Origin of the sequence: Oricola sp., assembly GCF_965230365.1 — a bacterium.
Taxonomy (GTDB): Bacteria; Pseudomonadota; Alphaproteobacteria; order Rhizobiales; family Rhizobiaceae; genus Oricola.
In genome coordinates, this window is the sequence record NZ_OZ246003.1 from 2,297,992 (window position 1) to 2,320,535 (window position 22,544).

A 22,544-nucleotide genomic window follows, 5' to 3' on the forward strand; every position below is an offset into this window, starting at 1 on the left:
GGTTGGTCGCGGTCTTTTTGCGCACCCGCACCTGGCATCGGCATGAGGGATGTCGCTATGCCACATTGCCATCGATACGGCCCGAGTTCTGGCAGGCAATGTTCGATGCCAACGTCGCACGCGACGGCGCGGTACGGACAGCCTGCTCGAAGATGGTTGGCGTGTTGCGACGGTGCGGGAGTGCGCATTGAGAACGCCCGACCAGGTTGCGGAGGCTTCACGCCTGCTGTCGGCCTGGCTGTTATCGGCTAAAATCGATATCGGTATGAATGGGGCGCGCTCTGACTGAACACGCTCCTAATTTGCCATCAGGTCATACAAGTGAAATTGGCTCAAACTGAAAACGATCCGTAGTGCAGCACATTATCGGGCACAAGGTCCCGGCGTACATGTCAAAATCAGCGCACGACACCAGCCCGTGTGCATGGTCGAAGAGCGGAAGCTCTGACCCCGACCGAAGACGCGTTGGGTAGTACATCAATATCATCAACTCTCACGGCCTTGTGTTTGGCCAAACGCCTTGACCTGAGCCCTGACTTTCCTCCTGCCATTGGGAAAATCCGGCGGTCGACTTCCGGCCTCATGCGGCCTGGATTTCCTGTTTCTGTTCCATCGCGAATTCCGGCGCCGTCGAGTTGCTGGTGGATGAGACGGGTCTGTTCGGGTTGCAGTCCTCGTTCCATGCGATGATCTTTTTCGGGCCTCCACCAGCGACGAACTTGGCCGCGCCTACGGGCGCGGCCATTTTTATAGCTACCGGAAGATTTCACCCGTATCGGCGTTCAAATACAAGCGGTTGGCGACCGTCGCACCGCCGCAGTACGTGAAGTAGACGGGTTGGTCGCTATGGCTTGTAGACTTCACCCAACCGCCCATGTCGCGGAAGTCGCGTTCGGTGCATCGACGCTGCGCGATCAACGATTGGGCCGCTTCTGCGAACGCGGTTCGGTATCGCGCGAAGTCGTCGGACCCGGCCACCAATTCTTCAATCCCCGACGCATCCGCTGCCGGATCGGGCGGGCGCGTTTCTGATAGGTATTCCATCGCCACCCATTCGGCGAACTGCCCGTCAACAATCCCGTTTGCATCGTCGCAGGCTGCGTTGCCCGTATCGACGTATTGGCTGCGACCACCGACGCACGACGCGTCATAGGTCTGCGTAATCCGCGCCCAACCGTCGCGTTCCTCATGGACCGTTACGCCTTCGCGGAAGAACAATCGCCCGACCACACCGCAACTTTCCGAAGGGCATGTGCGACGGTTCAAGCGTTCGGACATGACCCAAAGCCGTTCGTCACCTTCGGACGCGGCCCACGGACGCTCATTCACTTCCGGCATGGCGGTGTCCGCAGTTTCCGGCGATGGCCCGGTCACACCGATAAGAACGAAGCAACCGACGAATGACGCTAAGGCAACCCAACGGCTCTTGAACGGCTTGAATGGGTAGATCACCCCGGCCAACGACACGATTGACGCAAGCGCCAACACCAAAACTACCACAGAATTTCCGTCCAGGCCCTTATCCTCTTTAGCGATTCAATGCCGCGACCCTATCACGAACAACGTGTCTGTGTGGCGTTTTCGGGCGAAGCTGGAATGCACCCGACCCTGCATGGTACGACGCTTGCTCATGTTTCCGTGATCAAAAGACGGGCCGTTTGTCTGTGAAAATCCGGGGTCGCGCCATGTGCAGGGAGTGGGCAGAATTTCATGCGCCCGGACCAACTGGCCTGTAACGCTTTAGAATATAGCGATATTCCTGATGGTCTATGGCGGAGAGGAAGGGATTCGAACCCTCGAGACGGGTTACCGCCTACTCCCTTAGCAGGGGAGCGCCTTCGACCACTCGGCCACCTCTCCGCGAACCGTGCCCGTATCATGATTTCTCAGCAGGTCCAAGGGCTTTCAGGCGATAATCGCCGCCTTCCGGCACACTGCCGCTCGCCGGCCCGCAAGCCCTATGCCTGATCGCCCCAGGGGCCGTGATGCGCGCCGTCGCGGTCGACCCTCTCGAAGCTGTGCGCACCGAAGAAATCGCGCTGCGCCTGCACCATGTTGGCGGTCGAACGTCCGGTGCGCATCATGTCGAACCAGGTCAGCGCCGCCGACAGCGCCGGCACCGGTTGGCCATGCGTCAGCGCGAGTGCGACCGTCTTGCGCAGCGCCGGGACGTGCCGACCGACCAGATCGGCGAAATAGGGCGCGAACATCAGGTTGCGGTCCGCATCGTCGGCGAGTGCTGTGGCCATGTCATTCAGCATCGCGGAGCGGATGATGCAGCCCTCGCGCCAGACCTCGGCGACCGCCGGCATCGGCAGCGACCAGCCGAAAGCGGTGCCGGCGGCGCGCAGCAGGTCGAAGCCCTGCGCGTAGCACATGACCTTGCCGGCGATCAGCGCCGATTCCAGCATCGCATCGGAGACTGCACCGGCGGGAAGGCCGGATGGGGCGGCGCCGAACAGGGCTTCGCCTGATTTCCGTGTCGCGAGTGCGGCCGAGACATTGCGGGCGGTCACCGCCGCCTCGATCACCGGGATCGGCGCGCCCAGATGCTGCGCCTCGATGACGGTCCAGCGGCCAGTGCCCTTCTGGCCGGCCCGGTCGAGGATGATGTCGAGCACCGGCCGGCCGGTGTCCGGATCGGTCGCGGCCCCGATCTCGCCGGTGATCTCCACGAGGTAGGAGCGCAGTGGCCCGCCGTTCCAGGCGGCGAATGTCTCGCCGACGCGTTTTGCGTCCTGACCGAGCCCGTCGCGCATGATGCCGTAGATCTCGGCGATCATCTGCATGTCGGCATATTCGATGCCGTTGTGCACGGTCTTGACGAAATGGCCGGCCCCGTCGGGACCCATATAGACGGCGCAGGGCTGCCCCTCATATTTGGCGGCGATCGCCTGCAACACCGGCGCGACACGCGCCCAGGCGGCTTGCGTGCCGCCGCCCATGATCGATGGGCCGTGGCGCGCGCCTTCCTCGCCGCCAGACACGCCGATACCGAGATAGGGCACGCCGGCCGCCGCCGCATCGCGGGCGCGCCGGTCGGTGTCATGGAAATTGGCATTGCCGGCGTCGATGATCAGGTCGTCACCATCGAGCAGTGGGCGCAAGGCCGCGATCTGCTCGTCGACCGGCTCGCCGGCCGGGATCATGAGGATGATGTTGCGTGGCGGCGTGATCGCGGCCACGAACTCTTCGAGGCTCTTCGCCGGGACGATGTTGGCGGCCAGTTCGCCGGCATTGGCAACGAAATCGCGGGTTCTGGCCGCCGTGCGGTTGTAGACGGCCACCGGGAAACCCTTTTCCGCGATGTTGAGCGAGAGCATTGCGCCCATCGTGCCGAGGCCGATCAGGCCGATCTGTGCTGAACTCACGGGTTGCGCACTCCTGTGGTCGGGATGTTCCGTCGCGCTGCCAGCGCATGCCGCCACATTTACATGCTTGCCACCGGTAGACCAGATGCCACCGGGGCGGTGCCGTCAGTGGAAATTCATGGTCGCGCCGCGCCGAAAAAGCGAAAAAAAATATCGCAATAGCCGAAAGATGCAGTTGAATTATGCGCTGCTTTGCATTTGACTGCCGGTAACTTGCCGGTGCGCTTCATCACAAACGCGCCAAGGCATGTTCGCTTCGGCCTCCGGAGGATGGCTCGAAGTTGGGGAGGAAAAAGACACATGCCGACCACGGATCAGGCCGGGGCTCCAGGCCCGCTGACCTTTCCACAGTATTTGCTGTTGAACGCCCAGCGTTTCGGCGCTCGGACGGCCATGCGCCACAAGGAGCATGGAATCTGGAAGAGCTGGACCTGGTCCGAGCTGCTACAGGAAGTCACCACTTTCTCACTTGGCCTCCAGGCCATTGGCCTGAAACCCGGCGACAAGGTTGCTGTCGTCGGCCAGAACCGGCCTCGGCTTTATTGGTCATTTGCCGCCGTCCAGGCGCTCGGCGCGGTTCCGGTTCCGGTCTATGCCGATTCGGTCTCCGACGAGATGGTCTATGTTCTCGATCACGCCGAGGTGCATTTCGCGATCTGTCAGGACCAGGAACAGGTCGACAAGGTTCTGTCGATGAGCGACGATCTGAAGAACCTGCACAAGATCGTCTATGACGAGCCGCGCGGCCTGCGCGACTACGACCACACCAATCTGCATTCCATCGACGCGATCCAGGAAGCCGGCCGCCACCTGCTCAACCTCGACGGCGACGGCGCGTGGCGCGAGCATATCGCCGGCGGCAAGGGCGATGATCTTTCGGTGATGCTCTATACGTCGGGAACGACTGGCAAGCCGAAGGGGGTAATGCTGTCCTTCGACAATCTCGTGATTTCAGCGCGCAATGGCAATGTCTTCGACAGCCTGAGCGAACGTGACACGATTCTTGCCTATTTGCCGCTCGCCTGGGTCGGCGACCACGTCTTCACCTATGCGCAGGCCTATGTTGGCGGCTACTGCGTTTGCTGTCCGGAAAGCCCGACCACAATCGATTCGGATCGCCGGGAAATCGCGCCGTCCTATTTCTTCGCGCCGCCGCGCGTCTTCGAGAACATGCTCACTGCGGTGATGGTGCGCATGGAGGACGCCAGCCCGCTGAAGAAGCGGATGTTCGACTACTTCATGGCGCATGCGCGTGGCGTCGGCGAGCCGATCCTCAACGGCGAGAGCGTTGGCGCCTGGGACCGGCTGAAATACGCGGTCGGCGAGATGCTGGTCTACGGCCCGCTGAAGAACCGCATGGGCTTCAGCCGCATGCGCGTCGGCTACACCGCCGGCGAGGCGATCGGTCCGGAGATCTTCCGTTTCTACCGGTCGCTCGGGCTCAACCTCAAGCAGCTCTACGGTCAGACGGAGGCGTCGGTCTATATCAGCGCCCAGCCGGACGGCGAGATCCGCGCCGATACGGTCGGCCGCCCGTCGCCGGATGTGGAGATCAAGATCGCCGAAAACGGCGAAGTGATGTACCGTTCGCCCGGCGTTTTCGTCGGCTACTACAAGAACGACGAGGCGACCCACTCCACCAAGACCAACGACAACTGGGTTCACACTGGCGACGCCGGTTTCTTCGACCACGACGGCCACCTGCGCATCATCGACCGTGCCAAGGATGTGGGCAAGCTCAAGGACGGCAGCCTGTTCGCGCCCAAATACATCGAGAACAAGCTGAAATTCTTCCCCAACATCAAGGAGGCGGTGGCTTTCGGCGACGACCGGGAATTCTGCGCGGTGTTTCTCAATATCGACCTGACCTCGGTCGGCAACTGGGCCGAGCGCAACAATGTCGCTTACGCGTCCTACCAGGAGCTGGCCCAGCATCCGCAGGTCTACCAGATGATCGAAGAGCATGTCGCTCAGGTGAACAGGGACCTCGCCGAGGAAGAGATGGTTGCGGGATCGCAGATCGCCCGCTTCCTGGTGCTGCACAAGGAACTCGATGCCGACGATGGCGAGCTCACACGCACCCAGAAGGTTCGGCGTTCCTTCATCGCGGAGCGCTACGCGCCGCTGATCGAGGCGCTTTATGACGGCTCGAAGGAGAAATTCGTCGAGACCGAGGTCACCTTTGAGGACGGCCGCAAGGGCGCGATCTCCGCAACGGTCGAGATACGCGACATGGAGAGAGTACCGGTTGCCAATTCGCACAAGGAGGCGGCCGAATGAACGTCCATCTTCATGAGGACATGTCGCGCCACCTGCTGCGCGCTGATGACGGGATCGAGAAGGGCGCCGAGCTGCTGACGGTCGACAACATCTCGCTGTCGTTTGGCGGCGTGAAGGCGATCACCGATATCTCGTTTGACATCAAGAAGGGTGAAATCCGCGCGATCATCGGGCCGAACGGGGCCGGCAAGACCTCGATGTTGAACGTGATCAACGGGTTCTACCATCCGCAGGTCGGCACGATCACCTTTCGCGGCAAGAAGCGCAGCCGCATCCGCCCCTATGAGGCGGCGGGCGAGGGCATCGCACGCACCTTTCAGAACATCGCCCTGTTCGAGGGCATGACGACGCTCGACAACATCATGACCGGGCGCATGACGCTTCAGAAGCGGCACATGCTCTGGCACGCGATCTGGAAGGGGCCGGCGGAGCGCGAGGAGATCGAACACCGCGAAGCCGTCGAACAGATCATCGATTTCCTTGAGATCGAACACATCCGCAAGACGCCGGTCGGCCGGCTGCCTTATGGTCTGCAGAAACGCGTCGAACTCGGCCGGGCGCTTGCCGCCGAGCCGCATCTGCTGCTGCTTGACGAACCGATGGCCGGCATGAATGTCGAGGAGAAGGAGGACATGAGCCGCTTCATCCTCGACGTGAACCAGCAATACGGCACTACGATCGCCCTGATCGAACACGACATGGGTGTCGTCATGGACCTGTCGGACCGGGTCGTCGTCATGGACTACGGCAAGAAGATCGGCGACGGATCGCCGGACGACGTGCGCAACAATCAGGACGTGATCGACGCCTATCTTGGCGTGCCGCACTGAACCGGCCGGGAGGAGGCCAGACACTTGTACGATATCTTTATTGCACCGTTCGCTGACATGATTGCAGCGCCCGACTTTCTTCTGCAGGTGTTGTGGGAAGGGCTGGTATCCGGTGTGCTCTACGCACTGATCGCGCTCGGTTTCGTGCTGATTTTCCGCTCCTCGCGCATCTTCAACTTCGCCCAGGGCATCATGGTGGTGTTTGCGGCTTTGACCCTGGTTGGCCTGCACGCCATGGGTGTGCCGGCCTGGATCAGCGTCATCCTCACATTGGGCGTCATGTTCCTGCTTGCAGCCACCGTCGAACGCGTCGTTCTGCGGCCGCTTGTCGGCCAGCCGGACATCATCCTGTTCATGGCCACAATCGGTATCACGCTGTTCCTGATCGGTTTCGGCGAACTGATATTCGGTGGCGAAAACAAGGTGATGATCACCGAGCAACTCGGTATTCCGACCGGTTCCTACGTGTTCGAGCCGTGGGGCGGGTTGTTGATCCTGGAGCAGAAGGACATCACCGCGACCATCGTCGCCGGGCTGCTGGTTGTCTGTCTGCTGGTGTTCCTCAACCGGACCCGCATGGGCCGTGCCATTCGCGCGCTGGGCGATGATCACCAGGCCGCGCTTTCTGTCGGTATTTCGCTGCAGACGATCTGGGTTCTGGTCTGGTTCATCGCCGGCATCATCGCGCTGGTCACCGGTATCGCCTGGGGCGCGCGCGCGGGCGTCAGCTTCGCGCTCGAGGTGATCGCCTACAAGGCGCTACCGGTTCTCATGCTTGGCGGGCTGGAATCGATCAGCGGCGCCATCATCGGCGGCCTGATGATTGGCATGCTGGAAAAGCTGTTTGAGATCTATTGGGGCCAGCCGCTGCTCGGCGGCAACACCGAGACATGGTTCGCCTTCGTCCTGGCGCTGATCGTGCTGTTGTTCCGGCCGCAGGGCCTGTTCGGCGAACGCATCATCGAGCGGGTGTAGAAGATCGTGACGCAACACATGCATATTGAAATGACCGGCACTTTGGCCGGCGTCGCCTGCCGGGGGAAATAGGAATGCTTTACCGCACAGCCGGACAGTTCAAGACGAGCTACCGGGCCGACCAGGCGATGTTTCCGATCCGCCAGGACGCGGTGCTGCTCGGCGTCATCTTGTTGTTCGCCTGGGTGATCTTTCCGTTCACCGCCACAGAATTCGCCTTCCAGGCGCTGCTGATCCCGATCCTGATCTACTCTCTTGCGGCGCTCGGGCTGAACATCCTGACCGGCTATGCCGGGCAGCTCAGCCTCGGAACCGGCGCTTTCATGGGCGTCGGCGCCTATGCCTGCTACAAGATCGTCACGCTGATGCCGTGGATGAACCCGATCGTCGCGATCCTGCTTTCCGGCCTGTTCAGCGCCGGCATCGGTGTGGTGTTCGGCATTCCTAGCCTCAGGATCAAGGGCTTCTATCTGGCGATCGCAACGCTGGCCGCCCAGTTCTTCCTTGTCTGGCTGTTCGAGAAATGGGCCTGGCTCTACAATTACAACGCGTCCGGCGCGATCCAGGTGCCCAATCTCGACATGTTCGGTGTCTTTGTGGCCGGCCCGCAGGCTGCCTCGATGACCCAGTATTATGTCGTGCTTGGCATTGTCACGTTGCTCACCGTGCTCTGCATCAACCTGACGCGTGGCCGTCTGGGGCGGACATGGAAGGCGACCCGCGACATGGATATCGCCGCCGAACTCATCGGCATCAACCTGATGAAGTCGAAGCTGACCGCCTTCGCCGTCTCCAGTTACATCGTCGGTGTGGCCGGCGCGCTGTTCGTCTTCATGTGGCGCGGCGCGGCGGAGCCGAACCTGTTCGACATTCCGCTCAGTTTCCGCATCCTGTTTATCGCGATTATCGGCGGTCTCGGATCGATCATGGGCAACTATCTGGGCGCCATCCTGATCGTCGGTCTGCCGGTGGTGCTCAACATCGTGCCCGAGGCGCTCGGCCTGCCGATTTCCTCGGCGACCGTCGAGCACCTCAACATCATGATCGTCGGCGGATTGATCATCTTCTTCCTCATCATCGAGCCGCATGGCCTCGCCCAGCTGTGGCGACTGATCAGGGAGAAGATGATTATCTGGCCATTTCCTCATTAGGAACAGATAGTTACGTGACAACTACTCTTCATCATCATTCAACGGGAGGATACATGATGAAAATTCTGGCTAAACTTGCAGCCGCATCGGCGGCGGTAGCGCTGCTCGGCACCGCCGCGCTGGCGGAGGGGATATACGCCCCGAACCTCAGCTACCGGACGGGACCGTTCGCGGCCACCGGCATTCCGCTGATGAACGGTCAGAAAGACTACATCGAGATGCTGAACGCCCGCGACGGCGGTATCGGCGGCGTCATGATCGACTTCGACGAGTGCGAGACCGGCTATTCCACAGAAAAGGGCGTGGAATGCTATGAAAAGACCAAAGGCAAGGCGGTCGTAACCCAGCCTTGGTCGACCGGCATCACGCTTCAGGTTCTGCCCAAGACCAATGTCGACCAGATTCCGATCCTCGCGCCGGGCTACGGTTTCTCGCCGATGGCTGACGGCAAGGTGTTCCAGTGGGCCTTCAACGCGCCGTCGAGCTACTGGGACGGGGCGTCTATGATCCTTCAGTATCTCGAAGGCAATGGCAGCTTGGACGGCAAGAAGATCGCCTTCCTGCACCTCGACCATCCCTACGGCAAGGAGCCAATTCCGTTCCTCGAGAAGAAGGCCGCCGAACAGGGCTTCGAATTCCTTCCGATTCCAGTCGGTCTGAAGGAAATGCAGAACCAGTCGGCCCAGTGGCTGCAGATCCGCCGTGAGCGTCCCGACTATGTCGTGATGTGGGGCTGGGGCGCCATGAACGCTGGCGCGATCACCGAAGCGGTGAAGACCAAGTTCCCGATGGAGAATTTCGTCGGTGTCTGGTGGGCCGGTCATGACGCCGACCTGACGCTCGTCGGTGATGCCGGCAAGGGCTACAAATCGATCAGCTGGTCGTTCCCGAACCCGGATGCGCCGGTGATGGCCGATATCCGCAAGCACGTTGTCGATGCCGGCAACTCGCTTTCGAACGAGACGGAAATGCAGGGCGTTTTCTATGGCCGCGGCGTTGTGATCTCGATGGTGCTGGCCGAAGGTATTCGCACTGCGCAGGAGCATTTCGGAAAGGGCGAAATCAACGCTTCCGAACTGCGCTGGGGCTTGGAAAACCTGAATGTCACCGAAGCGCGTCTCGCTGAACTCGGCATGTCCGGAATGGTGCCGCCATTCGCCACGTCTTGCGCCGACCATACCGGTCACTCCGGCGGTTGGATGCTTGAGTGGGATGGCGCCAAGTTCGTCAAGGTGTCCGATCACCTGATGCCGGAATCGGCCGCCATCAACGCGCTCGAGGTCGAAAAGGCCGCAGAATACGCCGAGGCGAACGCGCCCTGGCCGGTCAACGAAGACTGCGACGGCTGACACGCTTCGCATGAACACAGGCCGGCGGCTCCATGTCGCCGGCCGAACCTATACGCTTCCGAAAGGGGAAACGGCAGCCATGCTCGACGTCACGGCGACGCCCACAACACTGCTCGCGGTCAACAATATCGAGGTGATCTACAACCATGTGATCCTCGTCCTAAAAGGTGTGTCGCTGAACGTTCCGAAAGGCGGCATCGTCGCATTGCTGGGGGCCAATGGTGCCGGCAAGACGACGACGCTCAAGGCGATCTCCAACCTGCTGCACGCCGAACGCGGCGAGGTGACCAAGGGTTCGATCGTGTTCGAGGGCGCCGAAATCCAGGACCTGTCGCCGGCCGAACTGGTGCGGCGTGGCTGCATTCAGGTCATGGAAGGCCGGCATTGCTTCGGCCATCTGACGATCGAGGAAAACCTGATGACCGGCGCCTACACCCGCCGTGATGGACGCGGCGCCGTCAATGCCGACCTCGAAATGGTGTATAACTATTTCCCGCGCCTCAAGGAGCGCCGCCGCAGTCAGGCCGGGTACACATCGGGCGGCGAGCAGCAGATGTGCGCCATCGGTCGGGCGCTGATGTCGCGACCGACAACCATCTTGCTCGACGAACCCTCAATGGGGTTGGCGCCGCAGCTGGTTGAAGAGATTTTCGAGATTGTCCGCAACCTCAATCAGGGGGAGGGCGTGACGTTTCTTCTTGCCGAGCAGAACACCAACATCGCATTGCGCTACGCGACCTATGGCTACATTCTGGAGTCCGGCCGTGTCGTTATGGACGGTGATGCAAAGGACCTTCGCGAAAACGAGGACGTCAAGGAATTCTACCTTGGCATTGGCGGCGAAGGGCGCAAGTCCTTCCGCGATGTCAAACACTACAAGAGACGCAAGCGCTGGCTGGCGTAGTCCGGCCAAGAGCAGAAGACCGACGGGATCATGTCCGGCTATTTCGACGAGTTTGAAACACGCGATCCGATAGATCGCGAGCGGGCACTGTTCGAGCGGCTGCCCGCCTTTGTCGCAACCGCAATGCAGGCCGCGCAAGGCTGGCAGAACCGGCTCGCGGATTTCGATCCGCCCAGCCTGACATCGCGCGCTGCGCTGGCGGCCGTCCCAGTGTTGCGCAAGCCGGAATTGATGGAGGCGCAGGCTGCCGAACCGCCATTCGGCGGATACGCCGACCCCGCGAGCCTCGATGGCAACAGGGTGTTCATGTCGCCCGGCCCGGTGTGGGAGCCGCAGCCGCCGGGGATCGACCCGTGGAGCGCGGCGCGGGCCTTTCATGCTGCCGGTATCCGCAAGGGCGATCTCGTGCACTGTGCGCTTTCCTATCACATGACGCCCGGCGGCTTCATCCTTGACGAGGGCGCCAGGGCGCTCGGCGCACGGGTGTATCCGGCGGGAACCGGCAATACGGAACAGCAGGTGGACGCTGCCGCCATCCTGAAACCCGACGCCTATGCAGGTACGCCCGATTACCTGAAAGTCTTGCTCGATAAGGCCGCCGAGATGGGGCGCGACCTTTCGTCGATCACCAAGGCGTTGGTTTCCGGCGGTGCGCTGTTTCCCTCAATGCGTGCCGAGTATGCCGAGCGTGGCGTTGCCGTCCTCCAAGCCTATGCGACGGCCGATCTCGGCGTGATCGCGTATGAATCCACGCATGACGGCCAGGTGTTGCCGGGCATGATCGTCAACGAGAACATGATCGTCGAGATCGTCCGGCCGGGCACCGACGACCCGGTTCCACACGGCGAGGTCGGCGAACTGGTGGTCACTTCATTCAATGCCGCCTATCCGCTGATCCGCTTCGGTACGGGTGACATGTCGGCCGTTATGGACGAGCCTTCGCCTTGCGGGCGTACGAACATGCGCATCAAGGGCTGGATAGGCCGTGCCGACCAGCGCACCAAGGTCAAGGGGATGTTCGTTGATCCAAAGCATATCGATGCGGTGGTCAAGGCAGTGCCGGGGATCGCGCGGGCGCGTCTCGTGGTCGACCGCGCCGGTGACAGCGACGCGATGACACTGTTGATCGAGCCGGCCGCTGACGCCAGCCCTGATCAGGACGCGGTTTCGGCGGCGCTTTCCGCCCACACTAAGCTCAAGGGGTCGGTCGAGATCAAAGCCGAACTGCCCAATGACGGCAAGGTCATCGACGACCGCCGCGATTACTCCAAATAGCAACGCTGCACATCGCCGGTGATCCCGCTTGCGCACAACCACGGCAGGCAGTAATCGGCACGCAATTGCTTGAGAATTCGGGGGACACGCATGAGCAGGCTGCGTTGGGGAATGATCGGCGGCGGCGAGGGGAGCCAGATCGGTCCGGCTCATCGGCTCGGCGCCGCAATCGATGGCGACTACGACTTCGTCGCTGGCGCGCTGGATCACCGGCCCGAGGAGGGACGCGCCTACGGACTGCGGCTCGGACTTGCCGCAGATCGCGCCTATGGCGATTGGCGCGAAATGCTGGATGGCGAAGCAGCGCGCGACGATGCGATCGATCTGGTGACGGTGGCGACGCCCAACGCCACGCATTACGAGATCACAAAAGCGTTCCTGAAGGCCGGCATCCACGTCCTGTGCGAAAAGCCGATGACCTTGACCGTCGAAGAGGGCGAGGAGATCGTCGCCCTGGCACGCGAGACGGGCCGGATCTGCGCCGTCAACTACGGCTACAGCGGCTACTCGCTCGTCAGGCACATGCGGGCGATGGTGGCGCGCGGCGATCTTGGCCGCATTCGCCTCGTCAAGGCGGAGTTTGCCCATGGCCATCATGCCGACGCCGCTGACGCCGACAATCCGCGGGTGCGCTGGCGCTACGATCCTGCGCAGGCCGGCGTTTCGGCGCAGTTCGCCGATTGTGGCATTCATGCCCTGCACATGGCGTCGTTCGTCACCGGTCAGGAGGTCGAGCGGCTTTCAGCCGATACTGTGTCCTGCATCGAGAGCAGGGTGCTCGAAGACGACGCGATGGTGAACTTCCGGATGTCCGGCGGAACGGTCGGTCGGCTGTGGACGTCGTCTGTCGCCATTGGCCGCCAGCACGGGCTGACGCTTCAGGTGTTCGGCGAGAAGGGCGGTTTGCGGTGGGCGCAGGAGCAGCCCAACCAGCTCTGTTGGATGCCGCTCAATGGTCGGCTGGAAATCATCGAACGCGGCGAACCGAACCTGTCGCCCGAAGCGGATCGCGCGACACGCGTGACCATCGGCCACGCCGAAGGCATGCCGCTGGCCTTCGCCAACATCTACAAGGATCTGGCCGAAACCATCCGCGCTCGAAAGGAAGGACGGCCGGCGGACCCAGCCGCATCCATCTTCCCGACCGCCGAGGACGGCTTGCGGTCGATGGCGGCTGTTGTCGCGGTTGCGCAATCGGGCGGCAATCACGGGGCCTGGGTCGACGCCAGGCCGCCCATGTTCCGCTAAACAGTACCCGGTCAGCGGTTGACGACGAGCTCAACGCGGTCGGCGGCAAAGTGGGTCTCGGAATACTGGATCGGCGAGCCATCCGGTGAGATGTTGACGGCCTTGGTCAGAAACACGATCGCACCCGGAGAAAGCCGCAGGTCGCGCATGTCGTCGTCGGTTGCATGGTGGGCCTCTATGGCGGTCGAATCGCGAAGGTAGTCGTCGACTCCGAACTCCCTCAGCGCCGCCGTCACCGAATGGTGTTTCTCGAATATTCCGGCGATGCCGTCGAATCGCTTTGCGCAGAACCATGACGTCGCACGCGTGATCGGCGTCCCGTCGGCGAGGCCGAGCGTTTCGAGACGGACGACCATGCTGCCGATTTCGATCTTGAGGGCTTTTGCCACATGCGGCGGTGAAGCCTCGGTGCCGTGTTCGAGCAGACGGCTGTCGCGCTTCTGGACCTGGCCCTCAAGGCCGGCGGTGAACCGCGTCCGCGTCGAAATCGGATAGCGCAGGCGCTTCTTGCGCGTGGCGAATGTGCCGCTTCCTTGCCGGGTTTCCAGCACGCCTTCGTGAACCAGCGCGCTGATGGCGGCGCGGACCGTGTGTCGATTGACGCTGAAGCGTGCCGCCAGTTCAATTTCAGGCGGAAGCCGGCCGTTTTCATCGGCCAGCGAGCCGTCAAGCCCGGCGCGGATGCGGTCGGCGATCTGCCGCCACAGCGCGATACCGGAGCCTCGTTGTAGCCGCGCATTCATAGATTAGATTTCCCCATCGCTTGTCACAAGCTCGTCACGGTTACCGATTATCGCTGTTCTAAGATGTTTAGTTGTCTATATCAATAGACAAATAGGAATCAGTTATGCCCCACACACCGGATGTCGATCGACGCAAATCGCGAATGGCGGTGTTGGCGCGGTGCGATGCCGCCGAAATGCGCAAATCGTGGAATGCGCTCGCACTCGATCCCGCAGTCACCCTTTTGCGCGGACCGGAGACCGGTCTGGTCATGCTGCGCGGCCGCATCGGCGGCACGGGCGGCGAGTTCAACTTCGGTGAAGCCACGGTGACGCGCGCCACCGTCAAGCTCGAAAATGGCGCGGTCGGACATTCGCTTGCGCTCGGCCGCGACAAGGTCCGGGCCAAGCTGAGCGCCGTGATCGACGCTATGTGCCAGGACGAGACGATGGCCGCGCGCATCGACCGGGCCATGATCGCACCGCTGCGAGAGGCGCTGGAGCAGCGCGACAGCCGGCGCCAGACAGAGACCGCGGCGACCCGGGTTGATTTCTTCACAATGGTTCGGGGGGAGGACTGATGGCTTCTTCGACGCGGGCGCTTGAAGGCGGGTTCGAAAACCCGGTGATGGATTCCCAGGTCGTGTTTCGGGCGATCATGGAAGCCATGTCCATGCCCGGAACCATTGTCTCGTGTTCGGCGGTCGTGCAGCCTCCGCCGCCATTGCAGCCCGCATTGGGTGCAGTGGTTTGCGCGCTTTGCGACCACGACACGGCGGTTTGGCTGGATCCCTTCCTGAAGGATGGCGCGGCGGTGGAAGGCTGGCTTGCCTTTCAGACCGGGGCTCCGGTCGTCGAGGAACCGGAGGATTGCACCTTTGCGCTCGTCGGCGACCCGACATCGATGCCGTCGCTCGACCGTTTCGCGCAGGGCAGCCAGGAATATCCGGACCGCTCCTCGACGCTCGTCCTGCAGGTGCCGACGCTGACCGGCGGTCAGCAATTGTCGCTGGCGGGACCGGGCATCGCCGAGAAGGCGTCAATTGCGCCGCGCGGCCTTCCCGGCAATTTCCTGGAACAATGGGCCTCGAACCGCGCGCGGTTCCCGCGCGGCGTGGATGTCGTTCTGGCGGCCGGTGACACTGTTGCCTGTCTGCCGCGGACTGTCCGCATAACGCTCGCGGAGAACTGACAATGTATGTTGCGGTAAAGGGCGGCGAAAAGGCAATCGACAACGCTCACACGCTCCTTGCGGATCGCCGCCGCGGCGACCGGGCGCTGCCGGCGCTCACGCTGGACCAGATCACGGAGCAACTGGCGCTGGCCGTCGACCGCGTGATGAGCGAAGGTTCGCTCTATGATCGCGGGCTTGCCGCATTGGCGGTCAAGCAGGCGCGTGGCGACCTGATCGAGGCGATTTTCCTGCTCCGCGCCTATCGGACGACATTGCCGCGTTTTGGCCAGAGCGAGCCGGTCGATACCGGCGAGATGCAGGTCGAACGGCGCATCTCTGCCTGCTACAAGGATCTGCCCGGTGGCCAGCTTCTCGGCCCGACATTCGATTATACCCACCGGCTTCTCGATCCCCGCCTCACCGAAGACGGCGAAGTGGGCGAACCGCAGCGTGGCGCGGGCGGCAATGAGCCTGTCATGCGGGTCTCCGACATTCTCGCCGGCGAAGACCTGATCGAGGAGGACGCGCCAACCCCGGAGGACGAGCCGCCGGGCGATATCACGCAGGTTCCAATGGAGTTTCCGCTGTCGCGCGAGATGCGTTTACAGGCGCTGGCGCGCGGCGACGAGGGTTTCCTGCTGGCGCTTGGTTACTCAACCCAGCGCGGCTACGCGCGTTCGCACCCATTTGCCGGCGAGATCCGCATCGGCGAGGTCGAGGTCGAGGTGGAGGTGCCGGAACTTGGTTTCGCGGTCCCGGTTGGTCGCATCCAGGTCACCGAGTGCCAGATGGTCAACCAGTTCAGGGGATCGGCCAAGGCGCCGCCGCAATTCACACGCGGATACGGTCTCGTCTTCGGCCAGTCGGAGCGCAAGGCCATGGCGATGGCGCTGTGCGACCGGGCCTTGCGCGCAGAGGACCTCGGCGAGGATATCGTCGCCCCGGCGCAGGACGAAGAATTCGTCATCTCGCATTCCGACAATGTGCAGGCGACCGGTTTCGTCGAGCATCTCAAGCTGCCGCACTATGTCGACTTCCAGGCGGAACTCGGTCTGGTGCGCACCATGCGGCGCGAGTTCGAAGAGCGGTCCGGTGAATTGGACAGCGAGCATGTGGAGGCGGCGGAATGAGCGAGCCGGTTGAAATCGCGTCCTACAACTTCGCTTATCTCGATGAGCAGACCAAACGGATGATCCGCCGCGCCATCCTCAAGGCGATCGCGATCCCGGGCTATCAGGTGCCATTTGCCTCGCGCGAGATGCCGATGCCCTATGGCTGGGGCACAGGCGGCGTGCAGGTGACTGCGTCGATCATCGGGCCGGACGACACGCTGAAGGTGATCGACCAGGGCGCCGACGACACCACCAACGCGGTCTCCATCCGCAAGTTCTTCCAGCGCGTCGCCGATGTCGAGACGACGACCAGCACGCCGGATGCGACGATTATCCAGACCCGGCACCGTATTCCCGAAGCGCCCCTCAAGGCCGGCCAGGTCCTGGTCTACCAAGTGCCGATCCCAGAGCCGCTTCGGTTCCTTGAGCCTCGCGAGGCGGAGACCAGGAAGATGCATGCGCTTGAGGAATACGGCCTTATGCATGTCAAGCTCTACGAGGACATCGCCCGCAACGGCCATATAGCGACCACCTATGCCTATCCGGTCAAGGTCGAGGGCCGCTATGTGATGGACCCGTCGCCGACGCCGAAATTCGACAATCCGAAGATGCACATGTCCGAAGCGCTGCAGCTGTTCGGGGCCGGGCGCGAGAAGCGCATTTACGCCATCCCGCCGCACACCGATGTCGTCAGTCTCGATTTCGAGGACTATCCGTTCGAAGTCCAGACCTTCGACCGGCCCTGCGCCCTGTGCGGCGCCGAGGGTGTCTATCTCGACGAGGTGATCCTCGACGACAAGGGCAAGCGGATGTTCGTCTGTTCCGACACCGACCATTGCGAGAGCCGGCGCGCCGCCGGTCATCGAGGGCCGATGGCCGGCGACAAACTGGAGGCGGCCGAATGAGTGGGCAACCCTTGTTGCGGGTCAGCGGGATCTCGAAGTTCTATGGCGCACGCATCGGCTGCCGCGATGTGAGCTTCGATCTCTGGCCGGGCGAAGTGCTGGCGGTCGTCGGCGAATCCGGTTCCGGCAAGACAACGCTTTTGAATTGCATCTCGACCCGGCTTCCGCCGACCGCCGGCTATGTCGGCTACCGGATGCGTGACGGGTCGGTGCAGGACCTGTACCGCATGGGCGAGGCCGAACGCCGCTTCCTGATGCGCACGGACTGGGGCTTCGTCCACCAGAACCCGGCCGACGGATTGCGCATGTCGGTCTCGGCGGGGGCCAATGTCGGCGAACGGCTGATGGCGGTCGGCGAGCGCCATTACGGCAACATCCGCGGTACGGCGGTCGACTGGCTGGGACGCGTCGAGATTTCATCCGACCGCATCGACGACCAGCCGAGGACGTTCTCCGGCGGCATGCGCCAGCGGCTGCAGATCGCGCGCAATCTCGTCACCAGCCCGCGCCTCGTGTTCATGGACGAGCCGACCGGCGGGCTGGACGTTTCGGTGCAGGCGCGATTGCTCGACCTGTTGCGCGGCTTGGTCAACGATCTCGGCCTTGCGGTGATCGTCGTCACCCACGATCTGGCGGTCGCGCGGCTGCTGTCGCACCGCATGATGGTCATGAAGGACGGACAGGTCGTCGAGGCCGGGCTGACCGACCGTGTGCTCGACGACCCGCGCCAACCTTATACGCAACTTCTCGTTTCCTCGATCCTCCAAGTCTAACGGTTCGCGACCATGCAGACACAACTCGTCGTCTCCGAAGTGGCCAAGAATTTCACCATGCATCTGCGGGGCGGCGTCGTCATACCCGTGGTCGAAGGGGTCAACTTTTCGCTTGAGGCCGGCAAGTGCACGGTGCTCGGCGGACCCTCCGGTGCGGGCAAAAGCTCGATCCTGAAAATGCTCTACGGCAATTACGGCACCGACACCGGGCAGATCCTCGTCCAGCACGAGGGTGACTATGTCGATCTGGTCACGGCCGACCCGCGAACCGTCATCGATATCCGCCGCAAGACCATCGGTTATGTCAGCCAGTTCCTGCGCGTCGTGCCGCGCGTATCGGCGTTGGACGTCGCAGCCGAACCCCTGGTCCAGCATGGCGAAGCGCCGGAGCGCGCCCGCGAAATCGCGGCGGAGCTGTTCACACGGCTCAATCTCCCCGAGACCTTGTGGGATCTTCCGCCGGCGACCTTTTCCGGCGGCGAACAGCAGCGCGTAAACATCGCCCGCGGTTTCATCACCGATCATCCGGTTTTACTGCTGGACGAGCCGACCGCTTCGCTCGACGCCGCCAACCGTGCCGTCGTCATCGACATGATTGGCGAGAAAAAGCGCGACGGCGTCGCATTGCTCGGCATCTTCCACGATCACGATGTGCGCGAAGCCGTCGCCGACGCGATTGTCGATGTGACGCAATTCGCCGCGCACGAGGCGGCGTGACGCGGCCATGTCGAAGAAGCTCGGCGTTGACCCTTTTGTCCACCCGACTGCCAGTGTCAGCAATTCGACGCTCGGCCGCTACACCGAGATCGACGAACGTTGTGTCGTCTCCGAATGCGAGATCGGCGACTACTCTTACCTGATCAGGGAGACTGAAGCCTGGTGCGCGACCATCGGCAAGTTCTCCAATATCGCAAGCCACGTCCGCATCAACGCGACCAACCATCCGACATGGCGGGCGACCCAGCATCATTTCGTTTATCGGGCAGGCGATTATTTCGATGACGCCGAGCACGAATCGGCGTTCTTCGAATGGCGTCGCGACAATCGCGTCACCATCGGACATGACACCTGGATCGGCCATGGTGCCGTGGTTCTGCCCGGCGTGAAGGTCGGCAATGGCGCTGCCATCGGTGCCGGCGCGGTCGTCTCCCGGGACGTCGATCCGTACATGATCGTCGGCGGCGTTCCGGCCCGTCCGATCCGTGAGAGGTTCTCCCAGGACATTGCCGAGCGTTTGCAACGGCTGGCCTGGTGGGACTGGGAACACACCGCCTTGCGCGCAGCGCTGGAGGATTTCCGCCAACTCAATATCAGTGAGTTTCTTGAAAGGTACGAGATCTGACGCATCCCGGGCGGGCCACGACTGGCGCGTCTTCACACAATGACGGTTTTATGAAGGGTGCGCGGTTTCCGTCAGCGCTCTATAGGTATTTTTGCTTTTTTTACATATGGTTGTGCTGTATTTGTGCTTGCTCACATGGGAAGATGCATTGTCATTGAATTGAAATACTTCTGACATCAATTGGTTATCAGCGCCGCATAGACCGACCCCAATTCATCGCAGCTGGGGACCTCGATGCTGGAAATCTCGAATGTGACGCGCCGCTTCGGCAGCATGACGGCCGTCAAATCGGTCGAGTTGACAATCCCTTCCGGACAAATGGTTGGCGTGATTGGTGCCTCGGGCGCTGGCAAATCGACGCTTCTGCGCATGATCAACCGGCTTATCGATCCGTCGGACGGGTCGATCCGATTCAACGGCACCGAGGTTTCGGCGCTCGGCGGTCAGGCGTTGCGCGACTGGCAGCGCGACTGCGCGATGATCTTCCAGCAGTTCAATCTCGTGCCTCGGCTGGACGTGCTCACCAACGTTCTGCTCGGTCGGCTGAACCACCGCTCCACGGTCTCAAGCCTGCTCAACATGTTCACGCGCGAGGAACGGGCGATGGCCATCGCCGCACTCGAGCGCCTCGATATCGCGCGCACCGCGCTGCAACGCGCCGGAACGCTGTCCGGTGGCCAGCAGCAACGCGTCGCAATCGCACGCGCGCTGATGCAGCAGCCGAAGGTCATTCTCGCCGACGAACCGATCGCCTCGCTCGATCCGCGCAACGCGCAGATCGTCATGCAATCGCTCAAGGACATCAATCGGCACGACGGCATCACGGTGGTGACCAACCTGCACACGCTCGACACCGCGCGCGCCTATTGCGAGCGGATCATCGGCATGGCGGGTGGCGAAGTCGTGTTCGACGGCAGCCCCGACGATCTGACCGAAGCGGCCGCGCGCCGCATCTACGGTGCCGATGGCCTCGAGGAGGCGTTCTCCGAGGCCGTGACATCCACCAGCTTTGGCGCCGGACGCGACAAGGTGGCGCCCAAGCCCGAACCGGAGGTGGCAGCCGCGCCGGCATAGGCCACGGCCCCGACATTCCGCGCGGTGTCGGTCGCATCGCGTGGATGCGTTTTTCAATTCGACCAACCCAACCGGGAGCGATCCCAAACAGGAGAGACGAAATGCTGAAGAAAGTTCTTCTTGCAACCGTTGCCGTTGCCGCTGTGGCAGCCGGTGCAGTGTCCGCCCAGGCGCAGGATGTTTTCCGCGTCGGTATCCTTGGTGGCGAAAACGAAGCCGACCGTCTGCGCAACAACCAGTGCCTGGTCGACCTTCTCCCGGAAGCCATCGGCGTCAAGGAAGTCAAGCTGTTCCCGGCTGCCGACTATGACGGCGTGATCCAGGGCCTGCTCGGCGGCACGCTCGACTACGCCGAGCTTGGCGCATCGGGCTACGCCAAGGTCTATCTGGCCGACGCCGAGGCCGTTGACCCGGTTCTCACCACGCAGCAGGTCGATGGCGCTACCGGCTACTACTCGATCATGCTCGCCAAGAAAGAGTCGGCCATCAACACCATCGAAGACATGAAGGGCAAGAAGCTTGGCTTTGCCGATCCGGATTCCACCTCCGGCTTCCTCGTCCCGTCGGTCGCCCTGCCGGTTCAGCTCGGCATGTCGCTTGACGAGTACTTCTCCGACACCGGCTTTGGCGGTGGTCACGAAAACACCGTTCTCGAAATGCTGAAGGGCAATTTCGACGCTTCCGTAACGTGGTCTTCGGGCGTTGGCGAATACGAAGACGGCTACACCTCGGGCAACATCCGCAAGATGGTCGACAAGGGCCTCCTCGACATGAACGATGTCGTCGAAGTCTGGCGTTCGCCGCTGATCCCGAACGGCCCGATCGTTGTGTCCAACAAGCTCGACACCGATGTGCGCGCCAAGTTCATCGCGTTCATGAAAACGATGCCGGAAGCGCATCCGGACTGCTTCGCTTCCGTTCAGGGCGGCCAGTACAAGGACTACATCGACGTCGATCACTCCTTCTACGAGACCATCGTCGCTGCACGCAAAGCGAAGATCGGTTCCTGATCGCTACCTGATGCAACGCACCGCGGCTTGATCTGCCGCGGTGCATTTCTGTGAAATCCGGAAAGAACCGATGGCCGTGACAGACGCATCCGCGCATGACCGATATACGGTCTGCGGTCGCTATGATGTCGAACGACACTGGCGCGAACTCAACAATACGCGCCGACTCTATACTTTCGGCGGTCTGCTGGCGCTCGCGGTCGCGCTGATCGCGTCGCTCTGGTTCGCCAATGAGACCAACGCCGGCAAGTTCTTCGACCGGCTGCCGCATTTCTTCGACTTCGTGGGCGACATGATCCCGCGCGACGGCTGGGAGGTCTGGCGCGCGCTGTTCGATCTGGAGAGCCCCTATTTCGATGGCAGCCTGAAATACGACTATCCCGACGGCCGCATCTATTTCACGGAATCTCTCTACGTCCCCGAATTCATCTACAAGATGGTGGAGACGCTCAACATCGCGCTGTTGGCGACCTTCATCGGCTTCACCTTCGGTTTCCTGCTTTGTTTCGTCGCGGCGAAGAACATGACCACGACGCGCTGGCTCCGCTTCACGGTCCGGCGCTTCATGGAATTCCTGCGCGCCTTTCCCGAGATCGTGATCGCCGGCTTCTTCCTGGCGATTTTTTCGCTTGGTCCGATCCCGGCGATCATCGCGGTCGCCATCCACACGATCGGCGCGCTTGGCAAGATGTTCTTCGAGGTGGTTGAGAACGCCGACATGAAGCCCGATGAAGGGCTTCGCGCTTCAGGCGCCAATTGGGTGGAGCGTGTGTGGTTCGGCATCGTCCCGCAGGTCATGCCGAACTTTCTGAGCTATGCGCTGCTGCGCTTCGAGATCAACGTGCGCGCCTCGACCATCATCGGCGCTGTCGGCGCCGGCGGCATCGGCGAGACGCTGCGCCTGTCGATCAGCCGCGGCCATGAAGCCAAGACACTGGCGATTATCCTTCTGCTCTTCGTGACGATCATCTGCGTCGACCAGTTTTCGGCCTGGCTGCGCAAGAAGCTCGTCGGCAATCAGGCATTCGAGTTCGGACAATAATCATGAC

22 protein-coding genes and 1 tRNA gene are annotated in these 22,544 nt (G+C 62.2%); 18 read left to right on the forward strand and 5 right to left on the reverse strand.

The annotated features are described in order from the left end of the window. Positions 1-580: 580 nt before the first annotated feature. From ACO06R_RS11005 to gndA, 4 genes are all read right to left on the reverse strand, one after another. A complete protein-coding gene (locus ACO06R_RS11005) occupies positions 581-745 on the reverse strand; it encodes a hypothetical protein (protein ID WP_421849401.1) in 165 nt (54 codons plus the stop codon). 8 nt (positions 746-753) lie between these two features. Further along, entirely contained in the window at positions 754-1,488 is a 735-nt protein-coding gene (locus ACO06R_RS11010) for an SH3 domain-containing protein (RefSeq protein ID WP_421849404.1), read from the reverse strand. 282 nt (positions 1,489-1,770) lie between these two features. Further along, a tRNA-Ser gene (locus tag ACO06R_RS11015) sits at positions 1,771-1,860 on the reverse strand. 98 nt (positions 1,861-1,958) lie between these two features. Next, the gene (gene gndA / locus ACO06R_RS11020) at positions 1,959-3,371 is read right to left on the reverse strand and encodes an NADP-dependent phosphogluconate dehydrogenase (protein WP_421849407.1); all 1,413 of its coding nucleotides are present in this window, start codon (positions 3,369-3,371) and stop codon (positions 1,959-1,961) included. Positions 3,372-3,671: 300 nt separating this feature from the next. Here gndA and ACO06R_RS11025 point away from each other — a divergent pair, with 300 nt between their 5' ends. The 8 genes from ACO06R_RS11025 (at position 3,672) to ACO06R_RS11060 (ending at position 13,383) form a co-directional block, all read left to right on the forward strand. After that, the gene (locus ACO06R_RS11025; protein WP_421849410.1) at positions 3,672-5,651 is read left to right on the forward strand and encodes an AMP-dependent synthetase/ligase; all 1,980 of its coding nucleotides are present in this window, start codon (positions 3,672-3,674) and stop codon (positions 5,649-5,651) included. Between the two features lie 20 nt (positions 5,652-5,671). Further along, a complete protein-coding gene (locus ACO06R_RS11030) occupies positions 5,672-6,481 on the forward strand; it encodes an ABC transporter ATP-binding protein (protein ID WP_421859348.1) in 810 nt (269 codons plus the stop codon). 57 nt (positions 6,482-6,538) lie between these two features. After that, entirely contained in the window at positions 6,539-7,456 is a 918-nt protein-coding gene (locus tag ACO06R_RS11035) for a branched-chain amino acid ABC transporter permease (RefSeq protein ID WP_421859350.1), read from the forward strand. Between the two features lie 74 nt (positions 7,457-7,530). Further along, positions 7,531-8,607 (forward strand): branched-chain amino acid ABC transporter permease, encoded by a 1,077-nt coding sequence (locus ACO06R_RS11040; protein ID WP_421849413.1) that lies wholly within the window; start codon positions 7,531-7,533, stop codon positions 8,605-8,607. Positions 8,608-8,663: 56 nt separating this feature from the next. Continuing rightward, positions 8,664-9,956 (forward strand): ABC transporter substrate-binding protein, encoded by a 1,293-nt coding sequence (locus tag ACO06R_RS11045; RefSeq protein WP_421859353.1) that lies wholly within the window; start codon positions 8,664-8,666, stop codon positions 9,954-9,956. A gap of 79 nt (positions 9,957-10,035) precedes the next feature. Next, entirely contained in the window at positions 10,036-10,860 is an 825-nt protein-coding gene (locus tag ACO06R_RS11050; RefSeq protein ID WP_421849416.1) for an ABC transporter ATP-binding protein, read from the forward strand. Between the two features lie 30 nt (positions 10,861-10,890). Beyond that, the gene (locus ACO06R_RS11055; RefSeq protein ID WP_421849419.1) at positions 10,891-12,135 is read left to right on the forward strand and encodes a phenylacetate--CoA ligase family protein; all 1,245 of its coding nucleotides are present in this window, start codon (positions 10,891-10,893) and stop codon (positions 12,133-12,135) included. A gap of 90 nt (positions 12,136-12,225) precedes the next feature. After that, a complete protein-coding gene (locus ACO06R_RS11060; protein WP_421849422.1) occupies positions 12,226-13,383 on the forward strand; it encodes a Gfo/Idh/MocA family protein in 1,158 nt (385 codons plus the stop codon). An 11-nt stretch (positions 13,384-13,394) separates the two neighbouring features. On the opposite strand, the gene phnF is transcribed toward ACO06R_RS11060, so the two are convergent. Then, positions 13,395-14,126, reverse strand: a complete 732-nt coding sequence (phnF, locus tag ACO06R_RS11065; protein WP_421849425.1) for a phosphonate metabolism transcriptional regulator PhnF — start codon at positions 14,124-14,126, stop codon at positions 13,395-13,397. A gap of 104 nt (positions 14,127-14,230) precedes the next feature. Between phnF and phnG the strand changes: the two genes are divergently transcribed. The 10 genes from phnG (at position 14,231) to phnE (ending at position 22,537) form a co-directional block, all read left to right on the forward strand. Continuing rightward, positions 14,231-14,686 (forward strand): phosphonate C-P lyase system protein PhnG, encoded by a 456-nt coding sequence (gene phnG / locus ACO06R_RS11070; RefSeq protein ID WP_421849428.1) that lies wholly within the window; start codon positions 14,231-14,233, stop codon positions 14,684-14,686. Beyond that, on the forward strand, positions 14,686-15,297 hold the full coding sequence (gene phnH / locus ACO06R_RS11075) for a phosphonate C-P lyase system protein PhnH (protein ID WP_421849431.1): 612 nt from the start codon (positions 14,686-14,688) through the stop codon (positions 15,295-15,297). The genes phnG and phnH overlap by 1 nt, the downstream gene beginning before the upstream one ends. A 2-nt stretch (positions 15,298-15,299) precedes the next feature. After that, positions 15,300-16,409 (forward strand): carbon-phosphorus lyase complex subunit PhnI, encoded by a 1,110-nt coding sequence (locus ACO06R_RS11080; RefSeq protein ID WP_421849433.1) that lies wholly within the window; start codon positions 15,300-15,302, stop codon positions 16,407-16,409. After that, positions 16,406-17,296 carry an alpha-D-ribose 1-methylphosphonate 5-phosphate C-P-lyase PhnJ gene (locus ACO06R_RS11085; RefSeq protein ID WP_421849437.1) on the forward strand — a complete coding sequence of 297 codons (891 nt, stop codon included), beginning with the start codon at positions 16,406-16,408 and terminating at the stop codon, positions 17,294-17,296. Before ACO06R_RS11080 ends, ACO06R_RS11085 begins: the two co-directional genes overlap by 4 nt. Beyond that, positions 17,293-18,069, forward strand: coding sequence for a phosphonate C-P lyase system protein PhnK (phnK, locus tag ACO06R_RS11090; RefSeq protein ID WP_421849441.1), 777 nt, complete (start codon positions 17,293-17,295; stop codon positions 18,067-18,069). Before ACO06R_RS11085 ends, phnK begins: the two co-directional genes overlap by 4 nt. 12 nt (positions 18,070-18,081) lie before the next feature. Further along, positions 18,082-18,786 (forward strand): phosphonate C-P lyase system protein PhnL, encoded by a 705-nt coding sequence (gene phnL / locus ACO06R_RS11095; protein WP_421849444.1) that lies wholly within the window; start codon positions 18,082-18,084, stop codon positions 18,784-18,786. Positions 18,787-18,793: 7 nt separating this feature from the next. Further along, positions 18,794-19,411: an acetyltransferase gene (locus ACO06R_RS11100; RefSeq protein ID WP_421849447.1), complete on the forward strand. Its 618-nt coding sequence runs from the start codon at positions 18,794-18,796 to the stop codon at positions 19,409-19,411. A 234-nt stretch (positions 19,412-19,645) separates the two neighbouring features. Continuing rightward, entirely contained in the window at positions 19,646-20,485 is an 840-nt protein-coding gene (phnC, locus tag ACO06R_RS11105) for a phosphonate ABC transporter ATP-binding protein (protein WP_421849450.1), read from the forward strand. 101 nt (positions 20,486-20,586) lie between these two features. After that, positions 20,587-21,495 carry a phosphonate ABC transporter substrate-binding protein gene (phnD, locus tag ACO06R_RS11110; RefSeq protein WP_421849453.1) on the forward strand — a complete coding sequence of 303 codons (909 nt, stop codon included), beginning with the start codon at positions 20,587-20,589 and terminating at the stop codon, positions 21,493-21,495. 70 nt (positions 21,496-21,565) lie between these two features. Next, a complete protein-coding gene (gene phnE / locus ACO06R_RS11115) occupies positions 21,566-22,537 on the forward strand; it encodes a phosphonate ABC transporter, permease protein PhnE (RefSeq protein WP_421849456.1) in 972 nt (323 codons plus the stop codon). Positions 22,538-22,544 lie beyond the last annotated feature (7 nt).

What these genes read in the sequence shown, in the direction of transcription:
- ACO06R_RS11005 (WP_421849401.1), bottom strand. Translation starts at nt 745, where the DNA reads ATGGCCGCGCCCGTAGGCGCGGCCAAGTTCGTCGCTGGTGGAGGCCCG.
- ACO06R_RS11025 (WP_421849410.1), top strand. Translation starts at nt 3,672, where the DNA reads ATGCCGACCACGGATCAGGCCGGGGCTCCAGGCCCGCTGACCTTTCCA.
- ACO06R_RS11030 (WP_421859348.1), top strand. Translation starts at nt 5,672, where the DNA reads ATGTCGCGCCACCTGCTGCGCGCTGATGACGGGATCGAGAAGGGCGCC.
- ACO06R_RS11035 (WP_421859350.1), top strand. Translation starts at nt 6,539, where the DNA reads ATGATTGCAGCGCCCGACTTTCTTCTGCAGGTGTTGTGGGAAGGGCTG.
- ACO06R_RS11040 (WP_421849413.1), top strand. Translation starts at nt 7,531, where the DNA reads ATGCTTTACCGCACAGCCGGACAGTTCAAGACGAGCTACCGGGCCGAC.
- ACO06R_RS11045 (WP_421859353.1), top strand. Translation starts at nt 8,664, where the DNA reads ATGAAAATTCTGGCTAAACTTGCAGCCGCATCGGCGGCGGTAGCGCTG.
- ACO06R_RS11050 (WP_421849416.1), top strand. Translation starts at nt 10,036, where the DNA reads ATGCTCGACGTCACGGCGACGCCCACAACACTGCTCGCGGTCAACAAT.
- ACO06R_RS11055 (WP_421849419.1), top strand. Translation starts at nt 10,891, where the DNA reads ATGTCCGGCTATTTCGACGAGTTTGAAACACGCGATCCGATAGATCGC.
- ACO06R_RS11060 (WP_421849422.1), top strand. Translation starts at nt 12,226, where the DNA reads ATGAGCAGGCTGCGTTGGGGAATGATCGGCGGCGGCGAGGGGAGCCAG.
- phnF (WP_421849425.1), bottom strand. Translation starts at nt 14,126, where the DNA reads ATGAATGCGCGGCTACAACGAGGCTCCGGTATCGCGCTGTGGCGGCAG.
- phnG (WP_421849428.1), top strand. Translation starts at nt 14,231, where the DNA reads ATGCCCCACACACCGGATGTCGATCGACGCAAATCGCGAATGGCGGTG.
- phnH (WP_421849431.1), top strand. Translation starts at nt 14,686, where the DNA reads ATGGCTTCTTCGACGCGGGCGCTTGAAGGCGGGTTCGAAAACCCGGTG.
- ACO06R_RS11080 (WP_421849433.1), top strand. Translation starts at nt 15,300, where the DNA reads ATGTATGTTGCGGTAAAGGGCGGCGAAAAGGCAATCGACAACGCTCAC.
- ACO06R_RS11085 (WP_421849437.1), top strand. Translation starts at nt 16,406, where the DNA reads ATGAGCGAGCCGGTTGAAATCGCGTCCTACAACTTCGCTTATCTCGAT.
- phnK (WP_421849441.1), top strand. Translation starts at nt 17,293, where the DNA reads ATGAGTGGGCAACCCTTGTTGCGGGTCAGCGGGATCTCGAAGTTCTAT.
- phnL (WP_421849444.1), top strand. Translation starts at nt 18,082, where the DNA reads ATGCAGACACAACTCGTCGTCTCCGAAGTGGCCAAGAATTTCACCATG.
- ACO06R_RS11100 (WP_421849447.1), top strand. Translation starts at nt 18,794, where the DNA reads ATGTCGAAGAAGCTCGGCGTTGACCCTTTTGTCCACCCGACTGCCAGT.
- phnC (WP_421849450.1), top strand. Translation starts at nt 19,646, where the DNA reads ATGCTGGAAATCTCGAATGTGACGCGCCGCTTCGGCAGCATGACGGCC.
- phnD (WP_421849453.1), top strand. Translation starts at nt 20,587, where the DNA reads ATGCTGAAGAAAGTTCTTCTTGCAACCGTTGCCGTTGCCGCTGTGGCA.
- phnE (WP_421849456.1), top strand. Translation starts at nt 21,566, where the DNA reads ATGGCCGTGACAGACGCATCCGCGCATGACCGATATACGGTCTGCGGT.